Raw genomic sequence first — 15,081 nt, 5'->3', positions numbered from 1 at the left:
TGACATTTTCTCTTTGAAGTTGTTGAATAATAGAAATGATAAAACGCACATTATGACTGTACGACAATATATTATACTTTTTTTGAAAGGGTTAAGCATGGGTATTGTCAACGTTTTGCCGGTCTCGAGCGGTACTATTTCGTTGATAGTCGGTGTTTTTGAACGTTTTATCAATTCTGTTAAGTCGTTGAATATAAAAGCTTTTAAGTTGTTGATCAAAGGAGAGTTCTCTGAATTTGCACGTTATACCGACATCAAGTTTCTGTCTGTGCTTCTTTTAGGTATATTTGCCGGTATGATACTTACTGCAGTGCTTCTTAAGGTCGTGATTAAGAAATATGAGATATATTGCTGGGCATTTTTCATAGGTCTTATTTTGGCATCTGTGGTATATGTAATGAAAACAATAAATAAAGTCAATGTCAAAAATATTATTATACTGCTTATAGGTGCAGTTATATCATTTTATTTGTCAATAAAAAGTAATCCTTATCATAACGATAACTTTTTTTATTTGGTTTTATGCGGTTTGGTGGGATCTACAGGTATGGTGGTTCCGGGTATCTCAGGTTCTCATCTCATGTTGTTGATGGGTAATTATGAGCTTATAGTTACGGAGGCTATTCCGGCCCTGACTAAGGCATCTACTTTCGCTCATGGCATGAGCATTTTATTCCCTTTTTGCATTGGGGCCGTGGTTAGCATTGTTACAATATCATATATTCTTTCACGATTGATGCGGGATTATCGCGATGCGACTTTATCTGCGTTGAGCGGTTTCATGTTGGGTAGTCTTCCGGTAGTATATCCATGGAAAGTTCCTGCTCCGGATATGATGATTTATCATTTTTCGCTTCCACCAATGAATAAGCAGTTTGTTATAGCATTGTTGATGGCCTTGTTAGGTGCTGCAATAGTCTTTATATTCGATTATTTCGCAAAACGTAAACAGCAAAGAATAGAGAATAAATCTTAATTAGATTGTTTTGATTATTATGATGTTATCATATTTTTGATTATGTCGGGTTATATGATTTTCAAAGTATGATGTTAATATTATTTGTTTTTCACGTAGTTCTTGATTTTCTCGCTTCCCCATATCAATTCCATTATTTTTAGAGACTCGTTGTGGTCCATATTTCCTCTTGCCTCGAGGTTGCGCTGGATGAACACGCAGTCGGTAAGTTCGGCATTATGGCAGACAATATCCTCTGCAAGGGCATCACAGCTTGGAGCACCGCAGATGCCGCAGTCTATTTGTGGAAGAAGTTTTTTCAATTCTGCAATTCTTTTCATTTTTTCCAATGCTTTGAGACGGTCATTGTCGAGTGTCATCATAGAACGGGCTTCTATTTTACCGACTTTCATATTTCGCATGAGATATGTTTTTTCTTCTTCGACTTCCTTTTGCCGTGTCATTTCTCCGTTGCGTTCTTTGTCGGCTACGTATTTGGCTCGAGCGAACATTCGTTCACATGTGAGGAATCTGTTGTTGCAAGTCAGAATGCCACCCGGACAACTTTGGTCACACGCCCTTAATTCTAAGAAGTTTACTCCCTCTATTTCATCATTTTCTACTTTTTCCAAAAACTCTATGACATTCTGTATCTCGTCAATGGAAAGCGAATGCCGTGATATCGACAGTCTTCGTTCTCCATTTGTCAGTGATGTCAGAATACTGTCGGATGATAACTGGGCAATTGGCAGTTTCATTTCCTTATAGTCTTTTCCTTGTTTCTTTATGGTCATATATACTCTGTTATACAGAGAATCCATATTAATTACACCATCAACATTGGATTTTGTTTCTCCTACCGGACTTTTTACAGCAGCTATCTTAGCGGCGCAAGGAGTTATGTAGAATATTCCTATTTCATTGTCAGAATACCCCATTTCTTTCTTTAGTTTGCGGCGTATATAGATGGCAGTTATGTCGATGGGGGCTTTAAGCGGTATCAAATTGTCAACAAGACCGGGAAACTTGACTTGAATAAGTCTGACTATTGCAGGACAGAATGTTGAGATAAGTGGATATTTGTCAGGATTTTCCCTTTCATAGTTGTTTTTGGCGAGAGTATATATTGGTGTGGTTATTTCTGTTTCAATGACATGGGTAAAGCCAATGTCTTGTAATATGGAATATATGCGCGACACGCTGATGTCATTCTGAAACTGTCCCAAAAATACCGACGGTATCAGGGCGACGCGGCATTTATAGTTGAATATCAGGTTGAAGTCATCTTGTTTTACATAAATGGCTTTATTGGGACATGCCTTGAAACATTCTCCGCAGTCGATACATCTGTTTTCATATATATTGGCTTTACCGTCACGTACTCTAATCGCTTCGGTAGGACAGACCCTCATGCAGTGAGAGCATCCGGCACAAATATCTTCATTTATTTGAAGGGCGTGAAAAAAAGTCATTATCGGTCAGTTTTCATTTCTTGTTTGTTTATCTTGTCATTGTCAACCGAGGTTAACCTCCATTTCTACTGTCGTTCCAACTCCAACGGTAGAGGAGACGTTAAGTCTGTCAACATTTTTCTTTATGTTGGGAAGACCCATGCCGGCACCGAATCCCATATCTCTGACTTCCGGACTTGCCGTAGAATTGCCTTCCTGCATTGCCCATTCTATATCAGGGATGCCGGGTCCTTTGTCTATTACTTTCATTATTATCTTGTCGGCGTCTATGTCGGCAGTTATCACACCGCCATAAGCATGTGCTATGGCATTGACTTCCGCTTCGTATAGAGCTACAACCACTCTTTTTATTATGGAAGGGTTGACTGCAAGTTGCTTCAAAGTTTTTTTTATTGAACTTGAGGCAGAACCGGCATTGACGAAATCGTTTTCTATTACTGTAAATTCAAGGTGCATGATGATGGATTTATGGTTAATAAACAGGTAACATGCCATTGCTGTATAGTATGCCGCTGGTCTTGAACATGGAATAATCACATTCGATAAGTACCATGTCGTTGTCTTTCGCCAATTCTATCATCTCAGGCGTCGGTTTTTTCTTTCTAACGAAGATTATCACATCCAAATTGCCCATCTCACATGTCCGTATTGTCTGAACAGTGCATAATCCGGTCATAATGACAGGATTGTTGTCGCCAAGTGTCAGAATGTCGCTCATCAGATCTGATGCGAAGGCATAGTCATATTCCTCGTCAAGACGTTCTTCTCCGCATGCCACTTTGCCGTTAAGCAATTCTACTATTGTTCTAATTTTCATATTGATATTTGAATTTAATTATATCATTCGTTGCTTGAAATTTAATCAATTACTAAATTATTGTGAAGAGCCTATCTCTTTAAGATTTTCTTCTATCATTTCTTTAAGATACTTCATAATAGAGACATCCTGCATAGGCATTCCATCAAGAGCTTCTTTTATTTCTTCAGTATCGAAAATAAACTCGTCGTTGTCCGTTATATGTTTATAAACGAATCTGATATTCTGATATTGTGAACATAGCATCACTATGGTTCCTGCAATGTCACCCATTGGAGGTCTGTCGATATGGTCATGTTGAAACCAAAAATCTAGTGTGGTCCCTTTACCCAATACACTTTCTATCTTCATGCCTCCACCGCAAAGTTCCGTGTTCATCTTGATGAGAGGCAGTCCTATCCCTACTTTACGAGTTTTGCGTGTGGTTGTCCACGGGTCTGTAACTTTGGCAAGAAATTCCGGACTCATGCCTTTGCCATTGTCTTTTATTGTGAAAGCATAGATGTTGTCTTTTATGCTTTCGTGTATTGTGAGTTCTATCAGCGTGGCATTGGCTGCTATGGAATTCTCCAAGAGATCATATACGTGTAATGACAATTCTTTCATAACATATTGATTATATTATCCATACAGAAGTTGTAGCTTCTCTTTTGGTTCTGTTTCCACAAATCTGCCGTCTTCTCCTTTGAGTGTGCGTCGAAACTCATCGAAAGTGAGGTCATACATGTTTAAAATACTGTGTACTTCTCCTATGATATGAATGAAATGAGCATCGGAACTTTTGATGAAACTGAACCGTTTCAGATATGCAAATTTCTTGAGAAAATCTTCTTTTCTGACATGTTTCGATATCTCGAGGGCATCAGCTTTGATGTCCGGTGGAACAAATCCGAGCTGACTCATAAGACTGTAAGCAGGTTTGTTGACATGCGCAGGAACAAACAGTCCTCCTATTTCATGGACCTTGTCGTATAATTCATCTAAACCGGCATCCAGGGCGGTTAGCAACAAGCATGCCTCTTCACCTACGACTTCTTCATCTTTATCTACAATAAGTTGATAACCAAAACGTTCTTCATCATTGGGAATATGAGGTAGATGTGCGTCTAAAAATTCCTGAAAAGCATCTAATTGCTCGTCTGTTTCAAAATACGCAAGGGCATGTGCTTCTTCCATTGTTGTAATTTCAACTCCTCCAATGACTAATAGACCGTTTTCGATTCCAAGTTGCCGTGTGACTTTGACTTGTCTTGTCGTATTATGGTCTGTTATTGCTATCGCGTCGAGGTGCAGTTTCTTGGCTTGCTCAACAATGGCGGAAGGAGACATATAGATGTCTCCGCACGGTGAAAGTACAGTGTGAAGATGCAGATCGGCACGATATTTTTTCAGTTCCATTGCCGGCACTTGTGTCGTATTATTAATTAATTGTTTAATAAATTATATACTCGTCCTGCTATTTCGTATGTTGTCATACTTGTTTGAAGTATGGGTATTTCTTCTTCGTTACTCTGTTTTAAGGTGTCTTCATTGGCTTCAAGATTCTTGACTAATATGATGCAAGACAATTCTTTTAATGAAGCTACAGCCATGACGTTTTTATGTGTTTGGAGTGTGATCCAAATATTCCCGGCATCGGCATTGCCCATGACATCACTTAGAAGGTCGGAAATGTAGCAACCGTCAATTTCGCGTTCCAAGCCGTTTTTCCCGGAAAGAATTTTAAGCCCTAATTTTTCAACTAATTCTTTAACTTTCATGATTGAATGGTTTTGTTTAAAGTGCAAATTTATCAAAGAAATGCATATAAATCAAGTTTTTGTTGTACTTTTTTATAACTGTAATAGAAAATTAAGAAAAGAAAGATTGAAATAATTGATTTAAAGTGTTTTTGCAATTGTTGTTAATTTCGTCAAGAAAAGCGGAATGTTTGTTATATGTTCTGAATATAAAGAAAAATATTTGATGATTAAATAATTGAATAAGTATTAAAAATAATTGTATAATAATAATGTTTTTTATGTCTGTTGATGGGAGTTGAGGATGAAGATAAAAAAGTGAAGAAAAATGATGAAATTTAACAAAAAATTATTGGCAATTTTTTGTAAATAAAAAAAGAAATTGTATATTTGCCTTTTCTTTACGAAATGTAAAGAATAATTTGAATTATAACTTAAATCATTCATTAACATAATATTAAGAAAATGGCAAAAGTAAAATCTTTGGCAGAACTGAAAGCTATGAGAGAGAAGCTTCAGTCGAATCTGGACCTTCGCGAAAAGAGTGATGATCCGGAATCATTGGTCCAGATCAAAGTCGCTATGGCTACATGCGGTATTGCATCCGGTGCAAAGCAAGTTATGGAGCACATGATGGAAAAAGCGGACGAGTTGAAACTTCGTATTGTTTTCACACAAACAGGATGTATGGGTTATTGTCATGCAGAACCTACGATAGAAGTTAAGGTTCCCGGCAAAGACCCTATTGTTTTTGGTCATGTTGACAACAAAAGGGCTGATGAGATTCTCGAAAAATACATCATGAACAATGAGTTGGTCGAGGGAATTATTCCGGTTAACTATGAAACTATCGATTAATTGAATAAATAGGAGGACTTTATATGACAAAAATCAAAACGCACGTGCTTTGCTGCGGCGGTACCGGTTGTAAAGCATCTGCAGGCGATGAAATTATCAATAATTTCAATGCCATATTAAAGGAAAAAGGTCTTGAAAATGAAGTACAAGTCATTAGAACAGGTTGCTTCGGTTTTTGTGAAAAGGGACCTATAGTAAAAATGTTGCCTGATAATACATTTTATACTCAGGTAAAACCTTCGGATGTGAGGAAAATCGTTGAAGAACATATCATCAAAGGACGTAAAGTTACGGATTTACTCTATCTCGACCCTGAAAACAAACAGCATGTTTCTGACTCCAAACACATGGGATTTTACAAGAAACAGCTTCGTATCGCTTTGCGTAACTGCGGCTTTATCAATCCTGAGGACATTGATGAATGTATCTCACGTGGCGGTTATGAGGCTTTGGGTAAGGTATTGACAGAAATGACGCCTGAACAGGTTGTCGATGAGGTTACAAGGTCAGGACTTCGTGGTCGTGGCGGGGCCGGTTTCCCGACAGGTGTGAAATGGGGGCTTTGTGCAAAAAATAAGGCAGACCAGAAATATGTGGTATGTAATGCTGATGAAGGTGACCCGGGTGCATTTATGGATCGTTCCATTATGGAAGGCGACCCGCATTCTGTAATAGAAGCTATGGCAATATGCGGTTATGCGATAGGTGCAACCAAAGGTCTCGTGTATATACGTGCCGAATATCCTCTAGCCATACATCGTTTACAGGTGGCAATAACACAGGCACGTGAATACGGCTTGTTAGGTCAGGGTATCCTTGGAACAGACTTCGAATTTGATATAGAATTGCGATATGGTGCCGGCGCTTTCGTGTGCGGTGAAGAGACTGCTCTTATTCATTCTATGGAAGGCCAACGTGGCGAGCCTACTTTCAAGCCACCGTTCCCAGCTGTGTCTGGCTACCTCGGAAAACCTACCAACGTTAACAACGTCGAAACATTTGCAAATATTCCAATTATTATCACAAAAGGTGCTGAATGGTTCTCAAAGATAGGTTCGGAGAAATCAAAAGGAACTAAAGTATTTGCTTTGGCAGGACAAATCAATAATGTCGGTCTCATTGAGGTCCCTATGGGTATCACTTTGCGTGACATCATATATGAAATTGGTGGCGGTATCAAGAACGGACGCGAGTTCAAGGCAGTACAGACAGGTGGTCCTTCAGGAGGCTGCTTGACAGCTAAACATTTGGATACAGCTATTGATTATGACAACCTCGTGGCTGCCGGCTCCATGATGGGTTCTGGCGGTATGGTGGTCATGGACGAAACATCTTGTATGGTAGCTATTGCTAAGTTCTATCTTGAATTTACTTGCGAAGAGAGCTGTGGTAAATGCTCGCCATGTCGTATCGGCAACAAGAGAATGCTCGAAATCCTTGACAAGATTACCAAGGGTAATGGTACAATGCATGACCTTGAAGAGTTGCGTAACCTTGCAACCGTTATTAAAGATACAGCTTTGTGCGGGCTCGGTCAGACATCTCCGAATCCTGTATTGTCAACATTGGATAACTTCTGGGATGAATACGTCGAACATGTCGTTGACAAGAAGTGTCGTGCCGGCGTTTGTAAACAATTGATGCATTATGAAATAGATCCTGTCAAATGTATCGGTTGCGGTGCTTGTGCTCGCGTATGTCCTCAAAATGCTATCTCGGGTGAGAAGAAGATGGCACATTATATTGATAACTTGAAGTGTATCAAGTGTGGTGCTTGCTATGAAAAATGTAAATTTGGTGCAATCTCTGTGAAATAATCTTAGAAAGGAACATTAAAATGGTAAAATTAACTATAGACAATAAACCGGTAGAAGTTGCAGAAGGCACAACGATATTGAAAGCTGCCCGTCAGGCCGGTATTCATATTCCTACCTTGTGTTATTTTGAATTGGCAGGAATGAATTTTGAGAACAAACCTGGTGGTTGCCGTGTTTGCGTCGTTGAAGTCGCAGGAAGAAGAAACCTCGCTCCGGCATGTGCTACCGACTGTATGGAAGGAATGGTGGTATTTACACACTCGCAACGTGTTATCAATGCTCGCCGTACTGTAGTGGAACTTATCCTTTCTGACCACCCGACAGACTGTCTTACTTGCGCTAAGTCAGGACAATGCGAGTTGCAGAAATTGGCTCAAAACCTCGGTATCCGAGAGATTCCTTTCAAAGGTGAACAATCGACGTATCGTATGGATATGTCACCTTCTATCATTCGTGACGTTGACAAATGTATAATGTGCCGTCGTTGCGAGAATATATGTAACAACATTCAGAGTGTCGGTGCTTTGTCGGCAGTGAATCGTGGCTTCCAGGCTGTGGTGGCAACGGCTTTTGAACAGGATATGGTGGATTCTCCATGTACAATGTGCGGTCAGTGCGTACAGGTATGTCCTGTGGGCGCTCTCAGCGAGGTGGATGATACCCGTAATGTTATGGCTGCCATCAATAATCCTAAAAAAACCGTCATCGTACAAACAGCTCCTGCAGTACGTGTTGCTATAGGCGAAGAGTTCGGCTTGGAACCAGGTACCATTGTGACAGGTCAACTCGCTGCTGTATTGCGTCGCCTCGGATTTGACTATGTCTTCGATACAGATTTTGCAGCCGACTTGACAATCATGGAAGAAGGTACGGAACTCTTAGGCCGTATCTCCAAGTTTATGCAAGGTGACAAGTCTGTTCGTCTGCCTATCTTGACGTCATGTTGTCCCGGTTGGATTAATTTCTTTGAGCATAATTTCCCTGATATGCTCGATGTACCTTCAACGGCAAAATCACCTCAGCAAATGTTTGGCGCTATAGCAAAGAGTTATTGGGCTGAGAAAATGGGTATCAACCGTGAAGATTTGATAGTGGTGTCTATAATGCCTTGTCTCGCCAAGAAATTTGAATGTAAACGTGAAGAGTTCAGTGTCAACGGGAATCCGGATGTGGATTATGTACTCTCAACACGAGAATTGGCGCGTCTTATCAAACAATTCAATCTCGATATCAAGGACATGTCTTGTGAAGATTACGATGATCCGCTTGGCGAATCGACAGGTGCTGCAGTTATTTTCGGTGCAACCGGAGGTGTTATTGAAGCTGCAACACGTACAGCTTATGAGTTTTTTACAGGTAAAAAATTGGAGAAAGTCGATTTTACAGAACTTCGTGGTCTTGAAGGTATTCGTGAAGCCTGGGTCGATTTTAATGGTACTCCTATACATATCGGTATTGCTAATGGTCTTAAAAATGCAAGGATACTTCTTGAAAGAATACGTGAAGGTAAGGAACAATTCCATGCTATTGAAGTTATGGCTTGCCCCGGAGGCTGCATAGGTGGTGCCGGTCAACCTTATCATCATGGAAATAGCAGCATACTGAAAAAACGTTATGATGCTATATATCGCGAAGATGCCAACAAAACTATCCGTAAATCTCACGAGAATCCTTCGATACAGAAACTTTATGCTGAATACCTCGGGGAACCTTGCGGACATAAATCTCATGAGTTGTTGCATACTCATTATTTCGACAAGTCAGACTATGTGGAGATTGCCGAATAATATGTTTTGTTAACTAAGTAAAAAATAGAAAAATTAATATTATGGCAGTAATAAAATTATCAGAATCCAAGGTGAACTTCATTAAGGACGTTTGCAAATCTTTCGGCAATAAACCAGGCGAAGTTATCAATGTGCTTCACAAAGTACAGGGCGAATATGGATACCTTTCTGCAGAAGTTCAGGAAGTAATTGCTAATGAACTTAATATTCCTATATCAAAGGTTTATGGTATTGTCTCGTTCTATTCTTTCTTTACCATGACACCAAAAGGTCGTTATCCGATTTCTATCTGTCTTGGTACAGCATGTTATGTGCGTGGTGCAGAAAAAGTACTCGATGAGTTCAAACGTTTACTTAATATTCAGGTGGGCGGCACAACAGAGGATGGAAAATTCTCATTGAACTGTTTGCGTTGTGTCGGTGCTTGCGGTCTGGCTCCGGTCTTGACGATAGGTGATAAGGTCTATGGTCGTATGACACCTGATAAAGTTAAGGAAGTTATAGCAGAATATAATTGATTGACATCGTGAACTTGTATATAAGGCTGTCGAGAGACGGCCTTTTTGTTTTTCTGTTTTTTGATGTACCTATTTATATATGTTATTTTTTGTAACATAATTTTTATGACGAATACTTTTTTTGTAATTTTGTATTTTCTTTGAATCTTAAAATAAAATAAAATTTTATGTTTAAAATCGTCGATAAAAAAGCATTGGACAAAGATACGTTTATGATGGAACTTTATGTCCCTCGTATTGCATCATCTGCTCTTCCCGGACAGTTCCTTATTATAAGAATGAAAGAAGGTTCTGAACGTATTCCATTGACTATTAGTGATAATGACGCTGAAAAAGGTACTGTTAAAATAGTTTATAAGGTCATCGGTAAATCTACACAAGAAATGTCACAATATGATATTGGGGATGTCTTTGCTGATGTCGTCGGTCCTCTTGGTCGTCCTTCCGAATTTATCAGCATGACTGACGAGGAAAGACATAATAAAAAATTCGTGTTTATTGGAGGTGGCGTCGGCATAGCTCCTATTTATCCTCAAGTTAAATGGCTTTATAAACATGGTGTAAAAGCAGATGTCATTATTGGAGCCAAAACGAAAAACTTGTTGGTTTATGTTGATGAATTATCGTCGATATCAAATCTTTATGTTACTACCGACGATGGTACATCGGAGTATAAAGGGCTTGTTACCGATACTTTGCAGACTCTTATTGACAGAGGTAAACATTATGATGAGATAGTGGCAATAGGTCCGATGATAATGATGAAATTTGTAACAATGATGGCAATGCGTCTCGGTATAAAATGTACTGTGAGTCTTAACTCGCTGATGGTTGATGGTACAGGAATGTGTGGCGCGTGTCGTGTCATGGTTGGTGGTGAGATGAAGTTTACCTGTGTGGATGGTCCGGAATTTGACGGTTCTAAGGTTGATTTCGACCTCGCTATGAAACGTCAGGCTATGTATAACAATGTGAAGGGACGTAAGATTCTTGAAAAAGAAGAGATGGATGAAGGCCATATTTGTCATATCGGTGGTATAGCTGAAGAGGTTCGCGATAAACGTTATAGAGTGCCTGTAAGAGAACAATCTCCCGAAGAGAGAAGACATAATTTCAATGAAGTATGTCTAGGTTATTCTATGGACGAGGCTGTTGTTGAGGCTCAGCGTTGTCTTCAATGCAGAAAGCCGGCCTGTGTGGATGGCTGTCCGGTGAATATCAACATACCTCAATTTATAAAATATATACAGGAAGGTGATTTTGAGAAGGCTGCCATAGTAATAGATAAAGACTCGGCATTACCGGCCGTTTGTGGTCGTGTCTGCCCTCAAGAGTCTCAATGTGAGGGTAATTGTGTCATGGGTAAGAAATATGAACCTATTGCCATTGGTAAATTGGAACGTTTTATTGGAGACTGGTCTCGTGAAAATAATCTCGAACTTGCCAAACCTATGGCAAAAAATGGTCATAAAGTAGCTGTCGTTGGGAGTGGCCCTTCCGGAATAACTTGTGCCAAAGAATTGCTGACTATGGGATATGACGTTACTGTGTTTGAGGCTCTTCATGAGTGCGGCGGCGTTCTCGTGTATGGAATCCCTTCATTCCGTCTGCCGAAACATACAGTGGTGCGTCATGAGATAAATAATGTGGAGAAACTTGGTGCTAAATTCGAGCGTGATGTCATTATTGGTCGTACTTTGTCAATAGATGACTTGTTGGATAAGGAAGGCTTTGATGCCGTTTTTGTGGGTTCTGGTGCCGGACTGCCTAAGTTTATGAATATCAAGGGTGAAAACTACTGCGGAGTGGTGTCTGCCAATGAGTTCCTTACACGTAACAATCTTCTGTTTTCTTATAAGGAAGGATATGACACCCCTAACTATGTCGGAAAACGTGTGGCTGTCGTAGGTGGTGGCAATGTGGCTATGGATGCGGCACGTACCGCCTTGCGTCTTGGTTCGGAAGTGTTCATAGTATATCGCCGTTCAGAGAAAGAGTTGCCGGCTCGTGTGGAAGAGGTGCATCATGCTAAGGAAGAAGGCATAGTTTTCCATCTTCTTACCAACCCGGTGGAAATATTGGGAGATGAGAATGGTTGGGTCAATGGAATGAGATGTGTCAAAATGGAACTTGGTGAACCTGATGCTTCCGGACGTCGCAGACCTGTTGAAATACCTGGCTCGGAATTTGTCATGGATGTCGATATGGTGATAATGTCTCTTGGTACTTCACCTAACCCGTTGATATCATCTACTACAAAAGGTCTTGATGTCGATAAACATAATTGTATCATTGCCAATGAAGCAACAGGTGCCACATCTCGCAAAGGCATTTTTGCCGGCGGTGACGCCGTAAGTGGTGCCGCAACTGTAATACTTGCTATGGGCGCCGGTAAAAAAGCTGCCCATGCTATTGATGAATATGTTAAATCATTGAATGTGTAATATTTAAAGACTTGTTATTATGAATTGCAGAAAATTGTTTTTTACTTTCACTTTTGTATTGTCTTGTATTTCAATGTTTGCCCAACGTATTGAATATGTCGATGTTGCCGGTAAACCTGATGGTAAATATCTTGATGATAGTAGTGATATCACCATTGAAGGTGAAGTGTTGAATGGTAAGAAGAATGGTACCTGGGTTGAGACCTATTCTAAAACGGAAGTGCCTCATTTTATCATTCAATTTAAAAATGGTAAAAAAGATGGATTGTTTCTTGAGTTTGACAAACAGGCATCTCTGTTGAAAAAAATCGAATATAAGGACGGAGAGATGAATGGGGTTTATTATCAATGGTATAAAGGTGGCCGCCTCGCAAAATCATTTTCGTATCTTAATGGAGTTTTACATGGACCTTCTGTTATTTGTTACGACAGAGGCCCGATTCAGGAAGAGTCTAATTACAAAAATGGCTTGCGCGATGGTCTTACGATATGGTACAATTATGCTGATAGAGAACAAGGCTCGAAATATGCTGCTTATAATTATAAGGACGGACTTTTTGAAGGACTGCAAGAGACTTATTATGATAACGGTACTGTGAAATCACGCAAGATGTTCTCTAACAATGTGCAAAATGGTATGGCTTATGAGTTTTATGAGGATGGAAGTGTAAAAACAGAAGCCAACTATAAAAAAGGCTCTCTCTCCGGCAGTATGAAAGAATATAAAAAAGGTGAGAAAAGACTTTGATTATTGTTGTCCTAATGTTTTATGACGAATACTGCTGATAGTGTTGCTATTCTTCTTTTTTTTGGCAGTGGCTTTTTGACCCATATATTTGTTTCTCTTCGGTTTTACACTGAAGTTACTTATTGCATTTTCGTTCTTGGGCTCTACTGGGCGTATTGTAGGAGATGATGCCCTTTCGTGAGTGTAGCTCTTGTTATATGTTATGGAAAACGGATAACTGCTTTTCGAGGCGCATGAGGATATCCCGACTATGATGCATAATGATATTGCTATAATTATGTAGGTGCTGAATTTTGCCATATTTCAATTTTTTTCTTCAAAGATTTTACGTCGTAAAATTACAATTATTTTATGTCGTAACGAAATTTTTTATTTTTTTTGAAATATAAAATATTAACAACTTGTGTTAATAAAAATATTTTTACGATTTATTATTGATGTGACAATTTAATGTATTTTTGCAGACGATAAGTGGTGTCCGATAGGACTTAATAGGGAATCGGGTGTGAATCCCGGACAGTTCCCGCTGCTGTGATCTTTTGTAGCTGAGACTATTATGTCACTGTGTGTCCCAAAATACACGGGAAGGCGGTCTCAGTTGGAAGTAAGTCAGAAGACCTGCCATCTGTCATTGACAACAAAGCTTTCGGGACAAAAGCGTGTCGAAAAAGTTTGACTTTCGATGGTTTTATCCTAAAAGTTTTGAGGAAATTATTTTTAAACCTTAAAACTAAACAGTTATGTTAAAAAAAATTATTTTGTTTTTTCTTTTGGGAATGATGTTCCCGATGTTGCACCTTTATGCTCAACAAGATGCTTCTATCTCACCGGATGAGATCCGTTTTTGGATAGGTGATGGCGATAATGAGGTGGTCTTTATCGTTAATTGGAATGACCCTGATACTGCTTTGGCTTGGGGCTACCGTTTTTCAGATGAAATGGTGACTGTAAAAACTATTATGGATGATATTGCAGCTGCCGATGAACGTTTTACCTATCAGGCTGATGGTGTTATGGTTCAAAATCTGACCTTTAACAATGGAACTCTCGATCTCTCACTTAGCGGTCAGTATTGGCTTTACCTTGTGAATGGTACAATGGCAATGAATTATTATGATACTGAAATGGTATCCGACGGTGATTATGTCAAATGGGGCGACGAGTCTTGTTCTACTGTTGTGGGTGAATGGAATTTTGTCTGGACTAAAGATGTCGCTCCGGTATATCCTCTTGCCGATGATGCCACTATTGCTGCCGAAGACATACTTTATTGGATAGGAGAGGGAGATAACGAAGTCATCTTCATCGTAAATTGGAACAATCCCAATGTGGCTTTGGCCTGGGGCTACCGTTTTGATGGAGAAAGTGTAGTAGTTAAAGATGTGATGGATGCTGTCGCTGCTGAGGATGCCCGCTTCGCCTATCAGGAATCTGCAGGTTTTCTCACTAATTTGACATATTCCGATGAACACTATAATTTGTCACTTTACGGACAATACTGGCTTTATTTACTGAATGGTACTATGTCAATGTATTCTTTTACTGAACAGCCTGTTGTGGATGGTGATTATATCAAATGGGGCGATGAGTCATGTGCTACTGACCTCGGTAACTGGGTTTATGTTTGGACGCAGACAGTGACTCCGGTGACACAGTATAATGATGTGGCTGATAATAAGCAGTATGTATTGTCAATGTTTCCAAATCCTGCATCGGATGTCTGTAAATTGTCTCTTACTGCTGAAAATGAAATTTTGAATGTATCAATCCTTGACATTCAGGGTAGGATTTATGATAGTAGAAAAGTTTATGTCAATGGTGTTGAAGAAATCACATTGTCTGTTAGTGATCTTGTTCCAGGGTTGTATGTAATAAGTGTGAATGGCGGTGGCGTCAGTAGAATGTATAAACTTATGGTAAGGTAAG

The 15,081-nt window shown here is 39.5% G+C and carries 15 protein-coding genes and 1 riboswitch; of the genes, 8 read left to right on the top strand and 7 right to left on the bottom strand.

Going from position 1 to position 15,081, the window contains the following annotated elements; genetic code table 11:
- The first annotated feature begins 52 nt into the window (after nt 1-52).
- Complete coding sequence (locus ACZOVS_RS02295; RefSeq protein ID WP_483995619.1) at nt 53-976, top strand: DUF368 domain-containing protein; 924 nt, start codon at nt 53-55, stop codon at nt 974-976.
- A gap of 80 nt (nt 977-1,056) precedes the next feature.
- Here ACZOVS_RS02295 and ACZOVS_RS02290 read toward each other — a convergent pair whose 3' ends face one another.
- Genes ACZOVS_RS02290 through ACZOVS_RS02265 form a run of 6 tightly spaced genes read right to left on the bottom strand, consistent with a single transcriptional unit; the run spans nt 1,057 to nt 5,004 of the window.
- The gene (locus ACZOVS_RS02290) at nt 1,057-2,427 is read right to left on the bottom strand and encodes a [Fe-Fe] hydrogenase large subunit C-terminal domain-containing protein (protein ID WP_483995618.1); all 1,371 of its coding nucleotides are present in this window, start codon (nt 2,425-2,427) and stop codon (nt 1,057-1,059) included.
- A gap of 42 nt (nt 2,428-2,469) precedes the next feature.
- Nucleotides 2,470-2,883 carry an ATP-binding protein gene (locus tag ACZOVS_RS02285; protein ID WP_483995617.1) on the bottom strand — a complete coding sequence of 138 codons (414 nt, stop codon included), beginning with the start codon at nt 2,881-2,883 and terminating at the stop codon, nt 2,470-2,472.
- A gap of 16 nt (nt 2,884-2,899) precedes the next feature.
- Complete coding sequence (locus tag ACZOVS_RS02280; RefSeq protein ID WP_483995616.1) at nt 2,900-3,244, bottom strand: DRTGG domain-containing protein; 345 nt, start codon at nt 3,242-3,244, stop codon at nt 2,900-2,902.
- Nucleotides 3,245-3,301: 57 nt separating this feature from the next.
- Nucleotides 3,302-3,850 (bottom strand): ATP-binding protein, encoded by a 549-nt coding sequence (locus ACZOVS_RS02275; RefSeq protein ID WP_483995615.1) that lies wholly within the window; start codon nt 3,848-3,850, stop codon nt 3,302-3,304.
- Nucleotides 3,851-3,865: 15 nt separating this feature from the next.
- Nucleotides 3,866-4,642: a PHP domain-containing protein gene (locus ACZOVS_RS02270; RefSeq protein ID WP_483995614.1), complete on the bottom strand. Its 777-nt coding sequence runs from the start codon at nt 4,640-4,642 to the stop codon at nt 3,866-3,868.
- A gap of 26 nt (nt 4,643-4,668) precedes the next feature.
- Entirely contained in the window at nt 4,669-5,004 is a 336-nt protein-coding gene (locus ACZOVS_RS02265) for a DRTGG domain-containing protein (RefSeq protein WP_483995613.1), read from the bottom strand.
- A gap of 444 nt (nt 5,005-5,448) precedes the next feature.
- Here ACZOVS_RS02265 and ACZOVS_RS02260 point away from each other — a divergent pair, with 444 nt between their 5' ends.
- The 6 genes from ACZOVS_RS02260 to ACZOVS_RS02235 all read left to right on the top strand — a co-directional run bounded on the left by ACZOVS_RS02260 (nt 5,449) and on the right by ACZOVS_RS02235 (nt 13,155).
- Nucleotides 5,449-5,841: a (2Fe-2S) ferredoxin domain-containing protein gene (locus tag ACZOVS_RS02260; protein WP_483995612.1), complete on the top strand. Its 393-nt coding sequence runs from the start codon at nt 5,449-5,451 to the stop codon at nt 5,839-5,841.
- A gap of 23 nt (nt 5,842-5,864) precedes the next feature.
- Nucleotides 5,865-7,658 carry an NADH-ubiquinone oxidoreductase-F iron-sulfur binding region domain-containing protein gene (locus ACZOVS_RS02255; protein ID WP_483995611.1) on the top strand — a complete coding sequence of 598 codons (1,794 nt, stop codon included), beginning with the start codon at nt 5,865-5,867 and terminating at the stop codon, nt 7,656-7,658.
- 20 nt (nt 7,659-7,678) lie between these two features.
- On the top strand, nt 7,679-9,445 hold the full coding sequence (locus ACZOVS_RS02250) for an NADH-dependent [FeFe] hydrogenase, group A6 (RefSeq protein WP_483995610.1): 1,767 nt from the start codon (nt 7,679-7,681) through the stop codon (nt 9,443-9,445).
- A 41-nt stretch (nt 9,446-9,486) separates the two neighbouring features.
- Complete coding sequence (gene nuoE, locus ACZOVS_RS02245; RefSeq protein ID WP_483995609.1) at nt 9,487-9,963, top strand: NADH-quinone oxidoreductase subunit NuoE; 477 nt, start codon at nt 9,487-9,489, stop codon at nt 9,961-9,963.
- A gap of 167 nt (nt 9,964-10,130) precedes the next feature.
- Nucleotides 10,131-12,407: a bifunctional dihydroorotate dehydrogenase B NAD binding subunit/NADPH-dependent glutamate synthase gene (locus tag ACZOVS_RS02240; RefSeq protein WP_483995608.1), complete on the top strand. Its 2,277-nt coding sequence runs from the start codon at nt 10,131-10,133 to the stop codon at nt 12,405-12,407.
- Nucleotides 12,408-12,426: 19 nt separating this feature from the next.
- Nucleotides 12,427-13,155 (top strand): toxin-antitoxin system YwqK family antitoxin, encoded by a 729-nt coding sequence (locus ACZOVS_RS02235; RefSeq protein ID WP_483995607.1) that lies wholly within the window; start codon nt 12,427-12,429, stop codon nt 13,153-13,155.
- Here ACZOVS_RS02235 and ACZOVS_RS02230 read toward each other — a convergent pair whose 3' ends face one another.
- Nucleotides 13,156-13,455, bottom strand: coding sequence for a hypothetical protein (locus ACZOVS_RS02230; RefSeq protein WP_483995606.1), 300 nt, complete (start codon nt 13,453-13,455; stop codon nt 13,156-13,158).
- A gap of 155 nt (nt 13,456-13,610) precedes the next feature.
- Nucleotides 13,611-13,795: riboswitch (cobalamin riboswitch) on the top strand.
- 100 nt (nt 13,796-13,895) lie between these two features.
- On the opposite strand from ACZOVS_RS02230, the gene ACZOVS_RS02225 reads away from it, so the two are divergent.
- The gene (locus tag ACZOVS_RS02225; RefSeq protein WP_483995605.1) at nt 13,896-15,080 is read left to right on the top strand and encodes a T9SS type A sorting domain-containing protein; all 1,185 of its coding nucleotides are present in this window, start codon (nt 13,896-13,898) and stop codon (nt 15,078-15,080) included.
- Nucleotide 15,081 lies beyond the last annotated feature (1 nt).

It is taken from the genome of Candidatus Limimorpha avicola, assembly GCF_056978975.1.
Note: the sequence above shows the minus strand (reverse complement) of the source record. Positions and strands in the feature narration are given on the sequence as shown.

Excerpts from the sequence above, each read along its gene's own strand:
- ACZOVS_RS02235 (WP_483995607.1), top strand. The coding sequence starts at position 12,427 with ATGAATTGCAGAAAATTGTTTTTTACTTTCACTTTTGTATTGTCTTGT.
- ACZOVS_RS02275 (WP_483995615.1), bottom strand. The coding sequence starts at position 3,850 with ATGAAAGAATTGTCATTACACGTATATGATCTCTTGGAGAATTCCATA.
- nuoE (WP_483995609.1), top strand. The coding sequence starts at position 9,487 with ATGGCAGTAATAAAATTATCAGAATCCAAGGTGAACTTCATTAAGGAC.
- ACZOVS_RS02290 (WP_483995618.1), bottom strand. The coding sequence starts at position 2,427 with ATGACTTTTTTTCACGCCCTTCAAATAAATGAAGATATTTGTGCCGGA.
- ACZOVS_RS02280 (WP_483995616.1), bottom strand. The coding sequence starts at position 3,244 with ATGAAAATTAGAACAATAGTAGAATTGCTTAACGGCAAAGTGGCATGC.
- ACZOVS_RS02265 (WP_483995613.1), bottom strand. The coding sequence starts at position 5,004 with ATGAAAGTTAAAGAATTAGTTGAAAAATTAGGGCTTAAAATTCTTTCC.
- ACZOVS_RS02260 (WP_483995612.1), top strand. The coding sequence starts at position 5,449 with ATGGCAAAAGTAAAATCTTTGGCAGAACTGAAAGCTATGAGAGAGAAG.
- ACZOVS_RS02230 (WP_483995606.1), bottom strand. The coding sequence starts at position 13,455 with ATGGCAAAATTCAGCACCTACATAATTATAGCAATATCATTATGCATC.
- ACZOVS_RS02250 (WP_483995610.1), top strand. The coding sequence starts at position 7,679 with ATGGTAAAATTAACTATAGACAATAAACCGGTAGAAGTTGCAGAAGGC.
- ACZOVS_RS02225 (WP_483995605.1), top strand. The coding sequence starts at position 13,896 with ATGTTAAAAAAAATTATTTTGTTTTTTCTTTTGGGAATGATGTTCCCG.
- ACZOVS_RS02255 (WP_483995611.1), top strand. The coding sequence starts at position 5,865 with ATGACAAAAATCAAAACGCACGTGCTTTGCTGCGGCGGTACCGGTTGT.
- ACZOVS_RS02240 (WP_483995608.1), top strand. The coding sequence starts at position 10,131 with ATGTTTAAAATCGTCGATAAAAAAGCATTGGACAAAGATACGTTTATG.
- ACZOVS_RS02270 (WP_483995614.1), bottom strand. The coding sequence starts at position 4,642 with ATGGAACTGAAAAAATATCGTGCCGATCTGCATCTTCACACTGTACTT.
- ACZOVS_RS02285 (WP_483995617.1), bottom strand. The coding sequence starts at position 2,883 with ATGCACCTTGAATTTACAGTAATAGAAAACGATTTCGTCAATGCCGGT.
- ACZOVS_RS02295 (WP_483995619.1), top strand. The coding sequence starts at position 53 with ATGACTGTACGACAATATATTATACTTTTTTTGAAAGGGTTAAGCATG.